The following is a 16,105-nucleotide window of genomic DNA, read 5'->3' as shown; positions in this document are numbered from 1 at the left end:
GTTTGGAAATAACCAATCTCGCAGTCGCAAACAACTCAAAATCCTCACATAAAAAAGGTAGAGAATCTTAGTTCTCTGCCTTTTTTATGAGTTAATATCAACAGAATGTACGCTTACTTTTCTAAGTATCTTCGTCTCAAAAAATATGAGACCGAGCGACTCGGTTTCTGTAGGACGGTGCCCCCGTGTTCGCCCTTCCGGGTTTCTGAATACCCCAACAAAGTTTTACGTTTAATTAGAGCGAGCTACTTCAATGGCAATTAGATAATTAGCAAGAACTATATAGTGGAGAAATAAATGACATCTGAAAAAAAGAATTTGGGTACAGAAGTAGCAGAAAATCCGCCTGAAAGCTGGTGGCAAAAAGCGTGGAAGTCGCAGCGAGAAAATCTTCAGATAGTGATGATTGCTTTGAGTTTAGCAATAGTGATTCGAGCCTTGGTCGCCGAACCACGCTATATACCCTCAGATTCTATGATACCCACTCTGCACGTGGGCGATCGCGTCGTAGTCGAAAAAATCTCCTACTACCTCGAACCTCCCAAAACTGGCGACATCGTAGTATTTGCCCCGCCCGAAAAGTTGCAAGAACAAGGCTTTACCCAAGACCAAGCATTCATCAAGCGGATAATTGGCTTACCGGGTCAAACCGTCTCCGTTAAAAAAGGTTTAGTTTATCTCAACGACCAACCCCTCGTCGAAAAATATATTGCCGAACCTCCTAAATACCAGTGGGGGCCTTATCGCGTCCCAGAAAATGAATACTTTGTGATGGGAGACAACCGCAACAACAGCAACGACTCCAGCAGGTGGGGATTTTTACCTAAGCAGAATATCATCGGCCGCGCTGTAGTGCGGTTTTGGCCTCTAGAACGCATCGGGGAAGTTTGAAGTCAGTTGACAGTTGACAGTTGTCAGTTGACTGTTGACTGTTGTCATCGCAAGCCCAATGCCCAATGCCCAATGCCCAATGCCCCATTCCCCATTCTCCATTCCCATGCCTTATGCTGTACGGCAATTTCTACTTATTCTTGTACCTTGAGGGGTAGGGAGTTCCTCGGGCAACTGATAAAATAGTACAAAAAGCAGCGGGAGTTCTCGCCTCGATCAAAATTAGTTGAATATTAAAAAATTAGGAAAGCTATGGGATTTTTTGATTCCGAAATTGTTCAGCAAGAAGCCAAGCTGTTGTTTGAAGACTATCAATCTCTCATCAAACTAGGTGGCAATTACGGCAAATTCGATCGCGAAGGCAAGAAAATGTTCATCGCTCAGATGGAATCAATGATGGAGCGCTACCGTATTTTTATGAAGCGCTTTGAGCTGTCTGAGGACTTCATGGCTCAGATGACTGTAGAGCAGTTAAAAACACAGCTCAATCAATTTGGCATCACGCCCCAGCAGATGTTTGAGCAAATGAACTCAACGCTGGAGCGGATGAAATCTGAGCTCGAAAAACAATCCTAGTGAGCAGAAGGAAGAAGGAAGAAGGAAGAAGGAAGAAGGAAGAAAAAGAAATTATTCCCAATGCCCAATCCCCAATCCCTAATGACTAATCACTAATCGCTAATGACTGATAATTAAGGCCGCTCAAAAGATGAAGCAGGTTTGAAATTTTCTGCGGGAACGCCTTCCAAAGCTTGGCTCATAAAATCACGCCAAACAGGGGCGACAATAGTACCGCCAGTAGCACCGTAGCTCATCGGTCTATAATTGTCGTTGCCCATCCAAACAGCCACCGACAACTGCGGCACGTAACCCACAAACCAGATATCCCGTTCAGAGGAAGTTGTACCAGTTTTCCCAGCAGCCGGTCGCCCTAGTTGAGCAGCCCTTGCCGTTCCGCTGCTAATTACCCCTTGCAGGGCGCTGTTGACAGATGCCGCCGCCCAGGAATTGAGAACTAATTTGGGTTTGGGCGTATTGTCGAGCAAGACGTTGCCGCTGCTGTCAGTGACTTGCACGATAAACGTGGTGTCAGAATGCCAGCCGTTGTTTGCGAAGGTAGCAAAAGCTCCGGCCATTTCTAAAGGAGTCAAGTCAACGGCACCCAAGGGCAAAGAAACCACCGGTTCCATCGGACTTCTGATGCCGAGCACCCGGCAAATCTCAATCACTTTATTCAATCCGACTTCTTGGCCAAGCTTGACGGCGGGAATGTTGAGAGAGACTTCCAAAGCTCTGCGGATGCTGACTGCACCGGAGAAGCCACCGCCGTAGTTTTGAGGGTAGTAGTAGCCGTCGCCGTCGCGGTAGCCGACAGGAGAGTCGTAGACAACTGAATCCGGGGCGTATTTGCCACTAGCAAAGGCAGCGTAGTAGATAAAGGGCTTAAAAGAAGATCCGGGCTGGCGACGTGCTTGAATGGCGCGATTGAACTGACTCTTTTCGTAATCGACGCCGCCCACCATTGCTTTGACGAAGTGGGTGCGGGGATCGACGGCGGCTAGGGCAATTTGACCTTCCTGGCGATCGTAAAACAGGCCTTGGTAGTAAAGCCGATTGTGCCACGCTTTGACGGTTTCTTCGGCTATGCGCTGCATTTTGAGGTCGATCGTGGTTTGAACGCGCATTCCTCCCTTAACCACGGCATCTCGCCCAAAACGCCTTGTCAGTTCCTGGACTACGGCTTGTGTTACGTAAGGAACTTGAGAGCCGCCAAAAGAGGTAATTTTGCCTAGCTTAATTTTTTCCTGGCGGGCTGCAGTTTCTTGGGCCGGCGTAATCCATTTAAGATCCTTCATGCGGCCTAAAACGAGGGTTTGCCGCTCTTTTGCCAACTTGTAATTGACGAAAGGACTGTATTCTTCGGGGGCCGAAATTAAGCCTGCCAGCATCGCTGCTTCTGAAAGAGTCAAATTACTTGCTGACTTGTTGAAATAGCTTCGAGAGGCTGTCTCTACGCCGTACAAGTTGTGACCTAAGTAGATTTGATTCAGGTATAGTTGCAGAATTTGGTCTTTGTTGAGAATTTGCTCCAAGCGGATAGACATTACCGCTTCAGCTACCTTGCGACTAAATTTTGACTGTGGAGAAAGAAACAGGTTCTTGACTAGCTGCATAGTCATAGTTGATCCCCCTTCAACGGTTCTACCTTTCTCTAGGTTGACTATCAGAGCTCGGGCTATCCCGCCGGGGTTGATGCCTTTGTGGGTGAAGAAGTTGCTATCTTCGATCGCCAGAACAGCTCGTTTCAGGTTCGGGGAGATTTGGTCAAGGGGTACGACATCCCGGTTGGCTTCATCGTGGATACTGGCTAGCGGCTTGCCGTTGATGTCGTAAATGTGGGTAGTTTCTGTGGGAGAGTAGGTTTGCAAGATCCGAACATCTGGCAAATTGCGGAAGCTGATCGCTAAGCCAACCAGTCCACCAGCGACTACGGAACTGGCAAGCATTGTCATGCTGAGTATGGTTCCGGCGGTCACTTTACTGACTGACTGAACAAACTCGAATACGGGGGCTGAGTTTTCCGTGTTATTGCGGACTGCGTTGGTTGACACGTGGATTTCACTTCCTCACTCGATTTGGGGTTTAAGACTTTTAATTTTAGATGCGAACCCTAGAGACTGTCAGCTAATGAAAGCCGGTCAGCTTTGGGATTATAGTAGCTTGATAGTTATGTTTTTATGCGTCAACCAGTGAGTGTAACTAATTCTGCTGCACTTTGGCAAAATATGATGGACGATCGCTCCCCGATGATAACTCCTAACCTTTCAGCGCTTTACCGCGGCGTCAGCGAGATTTTTCCAGATCGACCTGATTCTAGCAACTCTGACGAAAATTTAGCCCAACTCCTGGCAACAGTCGATCGACCCTTGCGCGTCAAACTGGGAATTGACCCGACAGGGAGTGACATTCACTTGGGACACAGCATTTGCGTCCGCAAGCTGCGGGCTTTTCAAGATGCCGGTCACACAGCCGTACTGCTGATCGGAGATTTTACGGCCAGAATTGGCGATCCGACAGGGAAGTCGGAGATGCGTAGCCAGTTGACGGCCGAACAAGTGGCGGAAAATGCCAAGACTTATTTAGACCAAGTGCGTCCGATTCTAGATTTTGACACACCCGGTCGTTTGGAAATTCGCTATAACTCCGAGTGGTTGTCGAAATTGGACTTGGCGAAGATTTTGGAACTGCTGAAGACCATGACGGTGCAGCAGATGCTCGCTAAAGAGGGATTTGATAATCGGATGCAGCAGGAGAATGCGATTTATCTGCATGAGTTTCTGTATCCACTAATGCAGGGTTACGACTCGGTGGCTTTGGAAGCGGATGTGGAGTTGGGCGGAACCGACCAAAAGTTTAATATTGCGGTGGGGAGAGATTTGCAGCGGCATTTTGGGATGAAGCCGCAGTTTGGTTTGCTGATGCCGATTTTGATAGGGACTGACGGCGTACAGAAGATGTCGAAGTCTTTGGGCAATTATGTGGGTTTGTCGGAAGATCCGCTGACTATGTATTCTAAGTTGGAGAAAATTGCTGATAGTTCGATCGCCCAATATTTTGAACTGTTGACAGATTTGCCGCTTGATGAATTGCCCGAAAATCCCCGAGAAAAACAGAAACTTTTGGCTTTGGATGTGGTGCGCCAGTATCGGGGAAAGGAAGCAGCCGATCGCGCACAACAAGATGCAATTGCGCTGGTTAAAGGTGCTGCTGGACAAGCTGATGCTGTGGCGGAGTTTTCTTTGGCAAGTGTGCAGTTTCCGGCTAAGTTGTTTTATATTCTGAGTGCTAGCGGGCTTTGTAAAAGCAGCGGTGATGCGCGGAAGTTGATGCAGGGCGGCGGGGTGAAGTTGGAGGGCGATCGGGTTTCTGATGTTAATCTTACTTTTGAATCACCTGTTGATTTATGCGGTAAGGTTTTGCAGGTTGGGAAGAATAAGTTTGTGCGATTGGTGTCTTGAATGTCTTTTTTAACCGCAGATGAATACTGAAGATGAACGCTAATGAACGCTGATAATCGAATTATTGTGGCTTTGGATGTTTCGAGTCAAGAAGAGGCGATCGCACTTCTGGACAAACTGCCTGATGTATCTTTCTGGAAAGTGGGTTTGGAACTGTTTGTGAGTTCCGGGCCGGGGATTTTGGAAATTTTAAAACAGCGGGAAAAGCGGATCTTTCTCGATTTGAAGTTTCACGATATCCCGAATACTGTGGCTGGTGCTTGTCGTGCTGCTGCTAAGTACAATGTGGATTTATTGACGATCCATTCTACTTGTGGTAAAGATGCTTTGAAAGCGGCACAGTTGGCTTTGACTGAAGGGGCGGCGGCTGTCGATCGACCGACTCCTAAGTTGATTGCAATTACTCTGTTGACGAGTTTGAATTCGCGACAGTTGGCTTTTGAGTTGAAAATACCTTTGGAGTTGCCAGAATTTGCTTTACACATGGCATTGTTGGCTAAGGAAACGGGTTTAGCTGGTGCTGTTTGTTCTCCGCAAGAAGTGGAACAGTTAAGAATGAGTTGCGGGGATGATTTTCTGTTAGTTTGTCCCGGTGTGCGTCCGAAATGGGCCGATGGCGGCGATCAAAAACGATCGATGACTCCGAAGGCGGCTTTGAAAGCTGGTGCGGATTATCTGGTGATTGGGCGGCCGATTACGGCTTCCGACGATCCGGCGGCGGCTTTTGCGCGGATTTGTGAAGAGATTGAATAACAATATGAATGTTGTTTTTTACAGCAGATGAACGCCCATGAACGCCAATGGAATTTTATCTGCGTTCATCTGTGTTTATCTGCTGATATCTGCGGTGGCAACTCCGACTTGGGCAGTTAATTTTGTGACAAATCATACTCACAGTATCAATGCCAGTCGGTATGATTTGTTAGTGCGATCGCCCTGTCCCGCTGATTTAGAAACTTTGGTCGATCGCCTGTTACAAGATTTGCCGAGTTATGCTAATCGCGTAATTGTGCGATCACACTTTTCTCCTAACACTAATACACCGCCTGGTTACGCGCTGCCTCAAATAATTTTAGCGGGCCGCCCGGAGTTTAAACCGTTACCTTTAAATTTTGAAGATGCGCTTCCTGAAAATGCCAGTCAAGTTTTCATTACTACTTTGGAACGGCAGTATCGCGGGGGAAAACGAGTCGAAATTCAGCAATATCATTGGTTGTTTTTTATGAAAACTGCGAATGGGTGGGAATTAGCAAAAATGGTTTCTCGGTTTGGTACTGCGGCGGATATTCGTCCTTTATTAGGTCAAGATAGTGAAAGCGAAATTGCTGAGGCTATTCGTTTGTGGTTGCGCGATTGTCAGGCAAAAAATAAGTAGTCTCGTCACTAAATTGTATTTTTGGGCGGGCGAGACGCCCACCCCACAAGAAATAATTGTGATTGTGGAACAGGCATCTTGCCTGTTTAGAACAAAGGTGTAAAAAAAATTACTCTTTGTGTGTGGAACAGGCATCTTGCCTGTTCAGAACAAATGTGTAAGAAAATTCACGAATTTTGGGTTGAGTGGGGCTGGTTTTTGTAGATTGTGGGTGAGAATTAAAGATTTTTGGTGAACACGCCCTACAAATCAACCACAAAAATTCATGACAATTACTATTTTAATTCATCCAATTTAGCCTTGATAGCTTGCATATCTTGCCACATAAACCATTTCGGAGTTTCCGGTTCGCGGGAGGGGTTTCGCAGCAAGTACGACGGGTGGAAAATTGGCATACACAAACGATTTTCCCATTCAATCCATTGACCTCTGATTTTACTAATGGGCCGCTTGTCGCTTAGCAAACCTTTGAGGGCTGTTGCACCAGTTAATAAAATAATTTTGGGGTCTAAGATGCGAATTTGTTCGAGCAAGTAAGGTTTGCAAGCTTCGATTTCTTTTGCTGTCGGAGGGCGGTTGTTGGGAGGGCGACATTTGATGACGTTGGCAATAAATACGTCGGTTTCTGCACTCAATCCCACGGATTCTAAAATCTTATCTAACAGTTTGCCCGATCGCCCGACGAAGGGCAATCCGGTTTCGTCTTCGTTTTGTCCGGGCGCTTCTCCCACAATCAAAATTGAGGCTTGAGGATTGCCGCGCCCGATGACGGCGTGAGTGCGCGTATTGCCTAATTCGCAGCGGTGACAGCGGTTGCAGTGCTCGCCAATTTGTTCCATATTTTGATAAGTGCCCGGAGGAATGGGAATTTTGGCATTTGCTGGTATTGAGTCAGTTTGGAAAGTGGCACTTTGATTGTTGTCAAAAAGGCTCAGTTGCAAGTCGCTGGACATAAATTTTACAATTAGGGAGATTTTTTTGAGTCTAGAGTTTATAGTTTAGATCGGGTTTGGTGATTTGAGTTTGGCTAGAAGCTTGTATAGGATGCTGTCGATCGCACAATCTCAAATTAATACTCGCAAGTCTCACATTATTTCGTTGAGCTCGTACAGGCAAAAATATGTTCTCTAACCCGTTTTTTGACGATCGCGCCGATGCAGGCGAAAAACTGGCCGAGGCAGTTGTGGACGAGTTCGGCAAGTTGAATTTAATGACACAGAAGGCGGTGAAACCGATTGTTTACGCCTTGCCGCGCGGGGGTTTGCCCGTTGCTGTGCCGATTGCGCGTCGCTTGGGCTGTCCTTTGGATGTGGTTGTTGCCAAGAAAATTACTCGCCCAGATAATTTAGAATTGGCGATCGGGGCTGCAACTGCTGACGGCCACGTTCTCTGGCAAAAGCAAAAGCAGCACAATTTGCGTTTGCAAAAATTAGCGCTGCCCGTGGCTCAAAATAATGCTCAATCTCTGCTGGCGGATTTATCTGCGGGACGCCCCAATGTCAGCGCGGGGGGGGCTTTGGCGATTTTGGTAGATGACGGCATTGCTACGGGGATGACGATGGCTGTGGCGGCTAAGGCTTTGCAGTCGCAGCAACCGGCCGCTTTGTGGATTTGCGCGCCTGTCGCCCCGGTAGATTTGATGGGATTTTTGGCCCAGATGGCTGATAAGGTGATCGTCTTGGAGACTCCTCACCCTTTTTACAGTGTCAGTCGCTTTTATGGGCAATTTCCGCAGGTTGAGACTGCGGAGGCTTTAAGGTGTTTGCAGCAACAAACTGAATGGCGATCGTAGGTTAAGCTATAAGGCTAAATCTAAAAGCTCGATCGCTAACACATGAGACCTTGGCAATATTGGTTGGACACTTTGATTCTGTCTACTCAGCACAATCCGCCTCGCTTTGTTGAGTTGGTGATGTTGACTTTAGCGATGATTTTGCTCGGGCTGTGGAGTGTAACATTGCAGTGGCAATATTTAACGCTGTCTCTGAGTTATATAATTGGTTCGTCTTTTTCAATTTTGGTGCGGGAATCGATCGGCCCGCAGCCTCAATTTCAGCTAACTCACCTGACAGCATTGCTGTTATTAATTATCAGTTTTTATAGTTTTGCTGAACTAATTAGGTAGTTAAGGCCGTTTTGAGTTGTAGAGGCGGGTTTGACAATGTGATTGCGAAGGTGGTGAAGCAATTGCATAACTTATATAGCAATCCTCAGCGGGTTGTGAACTAGATATTTTTTTGAACGAACCGCGAAGACGCTTATGACGCGAAGGAAAGTCGAGAGTTCACAAATCATTAGCCATCATCCTACATTCTCATGGGATTGATGTAAAATTATGCGGTTGCCTGCCGGATCGAAGGCATAGATTTCTAGACCGTGAGAAGCTTTGATAATTTCTCCGCTGGGCGGATAACCTAAAGCCCAAATTCGGGCGATCGCAGTTTCGATATCGCTGACTTCCAAACACAAACTGATGCCTGTTTTGGCTCGATTTGCAAATTCCGATTTGTGGGAATCTTTGAGTTTGAAGATGCCGAGTCTTAAGCCGGGCAGTTGAAATTCGGCATAAGTATTAGGAATATAAGGGTTGGGTTCTATGTCTAGAAATTTTGTGTAAAATTTAACGAGAACTTCCTTATCAAGGTCTGCTAAAGTAACTAGGGCGGCGCTGTATTGGAAACTCATATAAATTGCTAATGGGGAATTAGTAATGGGGAATTGGTAATATTATAACTTTCTATCTCTTTAAAATCCTCCAATTCGTCCGAGTATTTGGATTTTACCTTGTCGATCGCTTTTGAGAATCACAGCTTCGCCGCTTTGCGGTACAATATCAGTAATCGCGGTAATATTTACTTGATGCGTTACCAGAATAATCGCGCCTTTTGTGTTGCGGTTGTCAACAATTAATTTGCGAGTTGCTGCTGTTTGTTTGGCTTCTTTGCTGCTGTCGCTAAAGAACGAGTTAAGTGCTGGGAACGGTTCGACTTTGCCTATATTTATCAGTTTTGCTGTTTCCAAACACCTACACCACTGACTCGATAAAACTCTGGCAACTTTGATGTTGCGGTTGCGAAATTCGGCTCCAATTTGCTTGGCTTGGGTTCTTCCCTGTGCTGATAAATTGCGCTGGGTGGAACAGTCACCCAACTTAAAGTTAGCAGGATCGCCGGTGCCTGGGGCGATCGCGTGTCGCATTGCTACCACCAACCCCGTCTCACCCCGCTGCAACAATTGCCACCCTGCTTGAGTTTGCGCGTTGGTTGCTGCGTCAGAACTTGCAGTTGCAGTAATTAAGCCGATCGACAATACTAAAGCTAGCGATCCGAAAAACCATTTCCAGTTGAGGTCAATCCGCGCAGCCATTGTTGCAGAAGTTAGGAATTAACTTATCATATTATAATACAACAAATATTGCTCTATGGAACTCACCAATTTTATTGCTCTGTCTGTCATTATTGCCCTCGTGCTGGGGATTGGGTTTGGAACAATGACTTGGGCTTATTTCGGCAAGGGCAGCATTTCTGTACTCTTTAAAGAACCAATTTTAACTTACCCAGAATTTCCTGATACCGACAGCGGCAGTAAAGCTTCCGTTTATTTTCAACAAGGAATTGAGGCTTATCAGTCAGGAAAGTACCGCAAAGCCAAAGATAAATTTACCAGCGCTGTAGAACAAGTTTCAACTTTGGCAGAAGCTTACCACAATCGTGCATTGGCTTTTGCAAATTTGCGATCGGATGACGAGGCTGTTGCAGATTTGATCCGTGCCAGCGAATTATATCAACAGCAGGGGGCTGGATTTGCGATCGACACGATTAAACAAAATCTTGAAGCCTTGAAGCAGCGCAAGCTAGAACGAGAAAAACAAAAAGCAGTAGCGACATAAATTATTAGGTTTTGCCCGTGAAACTAAACCCAAACCTAGAGTGGTGGTCTTATAAACCCGGTTTATTTAATGCCTTTAGGCAAAGAAACCGGGTGGGTTTACAGAATTCATCTTAAAGTTGATCATCAAGATTTAACGTTGTCCCGAACAGCTAAACTTTTCGGGCATCTTCTATTTGGTCAATTTTAGAAATCAGCATTTCTCGGCTAGATGCCACAACTCGATAATTAGTAATGGGATCGTAAGCTTCCCACTCTTGAGTCACTTCGCTGTCTTGCCAAAAAAACCATTCCCGGTAAATTTCGCCGTCATCAATGTCGCCGCACAAGGGAAGCCAATCATCTCCTCCCAAGCTCTCAAAATCTCCTCCTACTAAGTCAATCCAAGCTGTAAGGATACAAGAGTCAATAGCCTTATTATTAACAGTGACTGCGTTAGAGTGAAGAGAAGTTTCGGGAAAACAAAGTGTGGATTTCATAAGCTGTACCTGAATGTTATGTTATTAATTTATAAAAAAATCCTCTACGGCAGTGAAAGCAGAATGCCACTATCCTAACCTCCACAGTTCCCACCTCGAAAAACCTTGACAGCCAAAGCGCTCAAATGCAACTGCTGTATGACTTGAGACCGCTTTGAGTCAAGTCGCTACAGAGGCTAAATTGAGCCACTTTGCCAACTGGCATAGAAGAAAGCCCGATCGACCAAATATTGTTGGCGAAGGCTCTCGCGCATTGAGGAGCAAAGACAGCGCGACTGCCAATTGTATACTGGGTAAGTTGGCGAGTTTCCGTACAGTTTTTGTGATAAAATTAACAGTAACCGGACTTTCATACCGACAGCCCAGTTTGGTCACAATCTTTCCAACGCTGGTGCGATCGCCAGTTTTGATTTATTGTTAATTTTGCGAAGTCCCGATCGACTGTTAGGGAAAAAAAATTATGCAACCAACCAACCAAGAAAGAATAATCGATCTCATAATCCACTATACCAACGGCAAACAGCAACACTTCCAGTTCATTGCGCCAGAGGGAACAGTAGGAGAGCAAGCAACTTTAGGCACTCGCCTGCACAAAATGTTGACAGCAGACCCGATAATTCTCGAATTGGCAGATAAACTGGTAGTTATCCCAGTTCACAACATACAAAGTATTGAAATATCGCCGATTCCTTCCAAATTGCCAGAGGGTGTCCTTCATCCAATGCGAGAAATCAAGAAATAGCTAAGGTGTTCTGCATCTAAGTTCAACTGAAAAGGCGGGCAAGATGCCCACCCCACGCAAGCTTTTAATAAACATAAATGTCTCAATTAAAGGCGCGACAACTTATTACAGCTAGCAGATTGAAACTACCCAAAAACTTGTCGATCGCAGGGACGGTATATGTCGCGTGAGTGAGGGGAATAATTGCAGATTTCGCAGACTTTGACTTACCATAAAAAATGCTAGAACTCCACTGTCACACTACTTATTCCGACGGCACTCTCACCCCTGCCGAACTCGTAGCCGCCGCCGCGTCTTCGGGGGTTCGCGCCTTGGCTGTCACGGATCACGATACGATGTCGGGTTGGGATGAAGCTTTCGCCGCCGCTGCTTTGCACGGTATTGAAATAGTCCCCGGACTCGAACTCAGCACCGTTCACAACGGCCGATCGCTGCACATTTTAGGTTTTTATCCCGATGCAAATAAGTTGCGCGTTCCTTTGAACGATCGCCTGCAAGGAAGGTTTCGCCGATCGCAGGAAATGGTCGAAAAATTAGCAGCAATGGGATACGCGATCGAACTGCCAAAAACATCCCCAGGAATGGCACCGGGAAGGCCTCACATTGCCTCTGCACTTGTAAAAGCCGGTCACGCCAAATCATCGCGGGAAGCATTCGATCGCTGGCTGGGAGATGACGGCCCGGCTTATGTTCATTACGAGAAATTCTCGATCGTCGAAGGCATTGATTTACTGAAGAGTTGCGGCGCAGTACCAGTTTGGGCTCACCCTTATTTATTTCGCGGCGGCGCTGTTGAGGAAGTCTTAAAAGAATTAGTAGATGCTGGTTTAATGGGAGTTGAAGTATACCATCCCAGCCACAGTTCCAGCCAAATCCCAAAGTTGAAAGATTTGTGTCTTCATTACGGTTTGCTGGCAACTGGGGGCAGCGATTATCACGGCCCCGATCCTGAAAGGAAAGCAGCAGATAGCACCCAATTGAATATGCTGCATTTGCCGTTAGAATTGCTCGAACCGATTAAAGTTGCTGCGGCGAGTTTGAAATAGTTTTTTAGGACGAATTTTGCGGATGTATACAGTTGTCAAAAAAAATCCTTGGCTTTTTGAGTGAGGAGTTTGCCGGAAGTAAATCATCAGAAGAAGACCGAGGTCAAGCAGAATATAAATTAATATGAAGTTAAAGGCAATTGCAGCCGAGTTAATTTTACAATGTTACTATAGCAACTTGCCAAACGGAGCTTATTATGAGTGCAGAAGACAGAGCTAAGGCGATCGGCAAAAATTTAGAAGGCAAAGCTCAGGAAATTTTCGGTAGTATCACCGGCAACAGAAAAGACCAGGTTGAAGGCAAAGCCAAACAAGCGGAAGCCGCCGCCCGCCACGCAGCAGAAGATGCTAAAAATGCGGTAAAAAATCTGGCAGATAAAGCCAAAAGGTCGATCGACAAATTGTAGAAACTGCGTTATACCAAATCCTGGCTAATAGAATTCGCTTCATATCAAATCCTGTGTCATCAATTGGGTTTGATATGATTTATTTTTGGAATGTGCAGAAAACTGGGTGACTCCTGCGATATCTCTTCAAAAGCGCAGTGGAAAATTCCCGGCGTTGCTGATTTATGGTATGAAAGGCTAAATATGCCAGTCATGGAAACCAGTATCCACAAAGCTTGGGGATTTTCAACTTATTTTTTTCATACCATGATTAAGCAACGCCTCGATTGCTACTCAAACCCCGACTTCAAGATTTGAGCTAACGCATCCTTAGTCCCGATCGGGTTGAGTGCAGCGCTGTTGATAAATGTGAGCTGCTTTATCTGTAGGATTGCGGCGCAGGCACTCAGCAAATAATCGCTCAGCATCTCTAAGCTTTTGCAAATGGTAGAGTATCAAAGCTTCTTCAAATAGCGTTCTCGTGGCTACCTTGCCCTCATAAGTCTCAGGCGGATCGGCATCGAAAACTTCAAACATCGATACCGCTTTTGATTTTCCCTTAACTTTTACGCGATCGATAAGACGGATAGCATACTGGTTAGAATCTTGCAAAGACTGGAAAGTGTGGTGACTAATTAACATCGAAATCCCATATTGTTTAGTCAAGCTTTCTATCCGCGAGGCTAAATTCACTGCATCGCTAATCACCGTGCTATCCATCCGGTTTCTTCCCCCAACCATACCGAGTATTAAAGAACCTGTATTGATGCCAATGCCAATCTTAATCGGCACGTATCCAGAAGCGGTGCGATGTTGATTATATTCGGTAAGACGGTGCAGCATATCAATTCCTGCTTTCACTGCATTATCTGCCTCACCACTAAATAGAGCCATAATTGCATCGCCAATATATTTATCAATAAATCCTTGATTTTCAGTAATAGCTGGCTCCATGTGAGACAAATAGGAATTAATAAATGTGAAATTGTCTTGAGGGGTCATACTTTCCGATAAAGTTGTGAAGTCACGAATATCGGAAAAGAGTACCGACATCTCCTGTTGAACTTGGTCGCCTACTTTAACATCAATAATACTTTCTTTATCCAAGAATTGGAGGAATTGACGGGGGACAAAGCGCTCAAAAGCTTGGTTGAGTTCGGTGAGATTATTGTAGAAACGGGCATTTTCAATGGAAATTGCTGCCTGAGAGGAAAGCAGATTTAAGAGTTCTACGCGATCGGAAGTAAAAGCCTCTGTGGTTAGATTATTTTCTAAATAGATAATTCCTGCCAGTTTACCTTGATGTTGGAGAGGGAAGCACAAAATTGATTTAGGCTTATGTACTCTGATGTAGGGGGAATTAGCAAATTGAGGGTCATTAGCAGCATCGCTCAAGACTACACTTTCCCGCGTGCGAGCTACATAGTTAACAATTATATGAGAAATTAAAAGTTTATCCCCAGGTTCCCCTACAGACTTGATAGGGATTGACTGCAACACAGTCACGCCATCTTTATCCACAGAGCCTTCAGCTTCAATTAGCAATTTCCCCTTAGTTTCCAGAATCAAAAAGCCCTTTTGCGCTCCGGCATTCTCAATAATAATCTGCATTAATTTCGCCAGTAATTTATCTAGCACAATTTCCTCGGATAGGGTTTGTGAAGCTTTCAGGACTGTGGTCAAATCCAGATCAGAAGAAGTGCTCCTTCCTGTTGTGGTAGGCGGCATGGATATTGTTGTGCTAAGTGTTCCCCTGTTCGAGGGCTTTCTTTGTAATAACTGAGGATAGCGCGTATCTAAATCGTTAACTTTAGCTGTTGCGCCCCAGCGTTGGTAGCCATAGTGGGCTTCACTCATGTAGACTTTAGCAATCTTCTCTTTACCTTTACCTAACCAAAACTTAGCTGCTAGTTCCGATGCTAGCGCTTCATTCTGCAAAAATTTATTTTCTCGGGCTGACTCGATCGCTTGGTCATACAAATCCTGCGCTTCCAGGGCATTGCCTGTAATTCGCGCCAACTCAGCTTCGATTAGCAGACGTTGATGAAGGTAGGTACTCGGACAATGTTTACTCCAGAGTTTGAATTTCTCAAGATTCGATTTAATCTTCTCCACGTACTGTGCCTGTTTTTCACCATCAGCATAGTCATACCCAACTGATAAGGCTAGACATTGATGAAAATGGAAAGCCGGATTAATAAAAATCCCCGTCGCGCCTATCAAATATTTTTCGGCCGAGTTAGCATAGTCTATCGCTTTCTCGGAATCTGAATACCAGTTGGCTAAAGACAATTTACAGGCTAATTCTAAAAATACCGTGAATAAATCATTTTTTTCAAGGCAAGACTTAATGATCTCCTTGGCATTCGGCCATAAGGATTCATCAAGAACACTCCAATCCTCAACGGGTTCAGTCAAATTATAAATTGTCGCTTTAATTGCATAATAATATTGCACCATGTTTGGATCGACTTTTTTCAAGCCGGGTATAATCTTATCAATTTTTTCGGATAATTCTTTTAACGAATCAGTCCCCCAAAAACACATAAACAAAAAGTTTATTGCACAATATCCTGCCCATTGATAGGCACCGTTTTCTACACCGCTATAATAACCTCTCATTAAATGTTCTTTAGAGCGATCGAGATGTTCAGTGTAATGGGAAACAAATCCTCCCCACATATTTAAAATTAATGCTTCATAACGCTTCATTTGATACTTGTCATCGTTCAATCTCAAGGCTAAACTTCCAAATTTATAGGCGGCTTCAAAATCTTGCGCTACAAAGGCAAGTGTTAACGAATAATATACATACCCAACTGAAGAGTGAGGATTGTTCCCATAAGTGAGCGATAGCTCAATCATTTTGATGCCTAGTATGAACAGCAATCTAGACCCTAAAAAGTAAGATGGAGGTACACATTCTCTGAGGAGTACCATAGCAGCCAGTTTTTCAGGGTCTTGCATTTCAGGAAGGTCTATAAAATTTTCAATTTTCCTGGCAGCAATTGTCTCATTAGCATGATTCACTTCTGCTATAAGTTCATCTTCTTCAGGAAAAGCTTTCAAGTTGATTCCCAATAAATCGAGTGTCTGTACTCCCAGATATAAGGAGGATTCCAAATCATTTTTCATTCGATATAACGTCACTTTATATTCATTGACTTTACACCGATCCAACAAACTATTGATATGCTCAAGGGATTCATCAAAAGTTGATAAAGCTTCGTCCCAGCTAGCATTCAAATATTCTATTTCACCTTTTTCAAGGTGATATGAAAA

17 protein-coding genes are annotated in these 16,105 nt (G+C 45.0%); 11 read left to right on the top strand and 6 right to left on the bottom strand.

Annotated features, from left to right (window positions below):
• Positions 1 to 297 precede the first annotated feature (297 nt).
• Complete coding sequence (lepB, locus tag QUA74_RS24080) at positions 298 to 891, top strand: signal peptidase I (protein ID WP_333334166.1); 594 nt, start codon at positions 298 to 300, stop codon at positions 889 to 891.
• A 252-nt stretch (positions 892 to 1,143) separates the two neighbouring features.
• Positions 1,144 to 1,467: a DUF1825 family protein gene (locus tag QUA74_RS24075; RefSeq protein WP_006632589.1), complete on the top strand. Its 324-nt coding sequence runs from the start codon at positions 1,144 to 1,146 to the stop codon at positions 1,465 to 1,467.
• A gap of 113 nt (positions 1,468 to 1,580) precedes the next feature.
• Here QUA74_RS24075 and QUA74_RS24070 read toward each other — a convergent pair whose 3' ends face one another.
• A complete protein-coding gene (locus QUA74_RS24070; protein WP_333334164.1) occupies positions 1,581 to 3,500 on the bottom strand; it encodes a transglycosylase domain-containing protein in 1,920 nt (639 codons plus the stop codon).
• Positions 3,501 to 3,674: 174 nt separating this feature from the next.
• Here QUA74_RS24070 and tyrS point away from each other — a divergent pair, with 174 nt between their 5' ends.
• From tyrS to QUA74_RS24055, 3 genes are read left to right on the top strand one after another with little or no spacing between them, the layout of a single operon-like run.
• Positions 3,675 to 4,907 (top strand): tyrosine--tRNA ligase, encoded by a 1,233-nt coding sequence (gene tyrS / locus QUA74_RS24065; RefSeq protein WP_333334200.1) that lies wholly within the window; start codon positions 3,675 to 3,677, stop codon positions 4,905 to 4,907.
• A 42-nt stretch (positions 4,908 to 4,949) separates the two neighbouring features.
• Positions 4,950 to 5,660 (top strand): orotidine-5'-phosphate decarboxylase, encoded by a 711-nt coding sequence (gene pyrF, locus QUA74_RS24060; RefSeq protein ID WP_333334162.1) that lies wholly within the window; start codon positions 4,950 to 4,952, stop codon positions 5,658 to 5,660.
• A 37-nt stretch (positions 5,661 to 5,697) separates the two neighbouring features.
• A complete protein-coding gene (locus tag QUA74_RS24055) occupies positions 5,698 to 6,282 on the top strand; it encodes a hypothetical protein (protein WP_333334159.1) in 585 nt (194 codons plus the stop codon).
• Between the two features lie 275 nt (positions 6,283 to 6,557).
• Here QUA74_RS24055 and QUA74_RS24050 read toward each other — a convergent pair whose 3' ends face one another.
• A complete protein-coding gene (locus tag QUA74_RS24050) occupies positions 6,558 to 7,235 on the bottom strand; it encodes a uracil-DNA glycosylase (protein ID WP_333334157.1) in 678 nt (225 codons plus the stop codon).
• Between the two features lie 167 nt (positions 7,236 to 7,402).
• On the opposite strand from QUA74_RS24050, the gene QUA74_RS24045 reads away from it, so the two are divergent.
• Both QUA74_RS24045 and QUA74_RS24040 read left to right on the top strand, forming a co-directional pair.
• Positions 7,403 to 8,074 carry a phosphoribosyltransferase family protein gene (locus QUA74_RS24045; protein ID WP_333334155.1) on the top strand — a complete coding sequence of 224 codons (672 nt, stop codon included), beginning with the start codon at positions 7,403 to 7,405 and terminating at the stop codon, positions 8,072 to 8,074.
• Positions 8,075 to 8,116: 42 nt separating this feature from the next.
• Positions 8,117 to 8,407, top strand: a complete 291-nt coding sequence (locus tag QUA74_RS24040; RefSeq protein WP_333039735.1) for a hypothetical protein — start codon at positions 8,117 to 8,119, stop codon at positions 8,405 to 8,407.
• 176 nt (positions 8,408 to 8,583) lie between these two features.
• On the opposite strand, the gene QUA74_RS24035 is transcribed toward QUA74_RS24040, so the two are convergent.
• Complete coding sequence (locus QUA74_RS24035; RefSeq protein WP_333334153.1) at positions 8,584 to 8,967, bottom strand: VOC family protein; 384 nt, start codon at positions 8,965 to 8,967, stop codon at positions 8,584 to 8,586.
• Positions 8,968 to 9,027: 60 nt separating this feature from the next.
• The gene (locus tag QUA74_RS24030; protein ID WP_333334151.1) at positions 9,028 to 9,648 is read right to left on the bottom strand and encodes a histidine phosphatase family protein; all 621 of its coding nucleotides are present in this window, start codon (positions 9,646 to 9,648) and stop codon (positions 9,028 to 9,030) included.
• Between the two features lie 55 nt (positions 9,649 to 9,703).
• Between QUA74_RS24030 and QUA74_RS24025 the strand changes: the two genes are divergently transcribed.
• Positions 9,704 to 10,171: a hypothetical protein gene (locus tag QUA74_RS24025; RefSeq protein ID WP_333334149.1), complete on the top strand. Its 468-nt coding sequence runs from the start codon at positions 9,704 to 9,706 to the stop codon at positions 10,169 to 10,171.
• Between the two features lie 151 nt (positions 10,172 to 10,322).
• Here the strand turns inward: QUA74_RS24025 and QUA74_RS24020 are convergent, their stop codons facing one another.
• On the bottom strand, positions 10,323 to 10,649 hold the full coding sequence (locus QUA74_RS24020; RefSeq protein WP_333334148.1) for a hypothetical protein: 327 nt from the start codon (positions 10,647 to 10,649) through the stop codon (positions 10,323 to 10,325).
• A 460-nt stretch (positions 10,650 to 11,109) separates the two neighbouring features.
• Here QUA74_RS24020 and QUA74_RS24015 point away from each other — a divergent pair, with 460 nt between their 5' ends.
• From QUA74_RS24015 to QUA74_RS24005, 3 genes are all read left to right on the top strand, one after another.
• The gene (locus tag QUA74_RS24015) at positions 11,110 to 11,391 is read left to right on the top strand and encodes a hypothetical protein (protein WP_333334146.1); all 282 of its coding nucleotides are present in this window, start codon (positions 11,110 to 11,112) and stop codon (positions 11,389 to 11,391) included.
• A 218-nt stretch (positions 11,392 to 11,609) separates the two neighbouring features.
• The gene (locus tag QUA74_RS24010) at positions 11,610 to 12,437 is read left to right on the top strand and encodes a PHP domain-containing protein (protein ID WP_333334144.1); all 828 of its coding nucleotides are present in this window, start codon (positions 11,610 to 11,612) and stop codon (positions 12,435 to 12,437) included.
• A 197-nt stretch (positions 12,438 to 12,634) separates the two neighbouring features.
• Positions 12,635 to 12,844, top strand: coding sequence for a CsbD family protein (locus QUA74_RS24005; RefSeq protein WP_333334142.1), 210 nt, complete (start codon positions 12,635 to 12,637; stop codon positions 12,842 to 12,844).
• 309 nt (positions 12,845 to 13,153) lie between these two features.
• Here the strand turns inward: QUA74_RS24005 and QUA74_RS24000 are convergent.
• Positions 13,154 to 16,105, bottom strand: a 2,952-nt coding sequence (locus QUA74_RS24000; protein ID WP_333334140.1) for an adenylate/guanylate cyclase domain-containing protein, incomplete at its 5' end; no start/stop codon positions are given.

Origin of the sequence: Microcoleus sp. LAD1_D3 (assembly GCF_036702135.1) — a bacterium.
Taxonomy (GTDB): Bacteria; Cyanobacteriota; Cyanobacteriia; order Cyanobacteriales; family Microcoleaceae; genus Microcoleus.
This window is presented reverse-complemented; position numbering and strand designations above follow the sequence as displayed.

What these genes read in the sequence shown, in the direction of transcription:
- QUA74_RS24020 (WP_333334148.1), bottom strand. Translation starts at nt 10,649, where the DNA reads ATGAAATCCACACTTTGTTTTCCCGAAACTTCTCTTCACTCTAACGCA.
- QUA74_RS24055 (WP_333334159.1), top strand. Translation starts at nt 5,698, where the DNA reads ATGAACGCCAATGGAATTTTATCTGCGTTCATCTGTGTTTATCTGCTG.
- QUA74_RS24040 (WP_333039735.1), top strand. Translation starts at nt 8,117, where the DNA reads ATGAGACCTTGGCAATATTGGTTGGACACTTTGATTCTGTCTACTCAG.
- QUA74_RS24005 (WP_333334142.1), top strand. Translation starts at nt 12,635, where the DNA reads ATGAGTGCAGAAGACAGAGCTAAGGCGATCGGCAAAAATTTAGAAGGC.
- QUA74_RS24045 (WP_333334155.1), top strand. Translation starts at nt 7,403, where the DNA reads ATGTTCTCTAACCCGTTTTTTGACGATCGCGCCGATGCAGGCGAAAAA.
- tyrS (WP_333334200.1), top strand. Translation starts at nt 3,675, where the DNA reads ATGATGGACGATCGCTCCCCGATGATAACTCCTAACCTTTCAGCGCTT.
- QUA74_RS24025 (WP_333334149.1), top strand. Translation starts at nt 9,704, where the DNA reads ATGGAACTCACCAATTTTATTGCTCTGTCTGTCATTATTGCCCTCGTG.
- QUA74_RS24035 (WP_333334153.1), bottom strand. Translation starts at nt 8,967, where the DNA reads ATGAGTTTCCAATACAGCGCCGCCCTAGTTACTTTAGCAGACCTTGAT.
- QUA74_RS24015 (WP_333334146.1), top strand. Translation starts at nt 11,110, where the DNA reads ATGCAACCAACCAACCAAGAAAGAATAATCGATCTCATAATCCACTAT.
- QUA74_RS24075 (WP_006632589.1), top strand. Translation starts at nt 1,144, where the DNA reads ATGGGATTTTTTGATTCCGAAATTGTTCAGCAAGAAGCCAAGCTGTTG.
- lepB (WP_333334166.1), top strand. Translation starts at nt 298, where the DNA reads ATGACATCTGAAAAAAAGAATTTGGGTACAGAAGTAGCAGAAAATCCG.
- QUA74_RS24050 (WP_333334157.1), bottom strand. Translation starts at nt 7,235, where the DNA reads ATGTCCAGCGACTTGCAACTGAGCCTTTTTGACAACAATCAAAGTGCC.
- pyrF (WP_333334162.1), top strand. Translation starts at nt 4,950, where the DNA reads ATGAACGCTGATAATCGAATTATTGTGGCTTTGGATGTTTCGAGTCAA.
- QUA74_RS24010 (WP_333334144.1), top strand. Translation starts at nt 11,610, where the DNA reads ATGCTAGAACTCCACTGTCACACTACTTATTCCGACGGCACTCTCACC.
- QUA74_RS24030 (WP_333334151.1), bottom strand. Translation starts at nt 9,648, where the DNA reads ATGGCTGCGCGGATTGACCTCAACTGGAAATGGTTTTTCGGATCGCTA.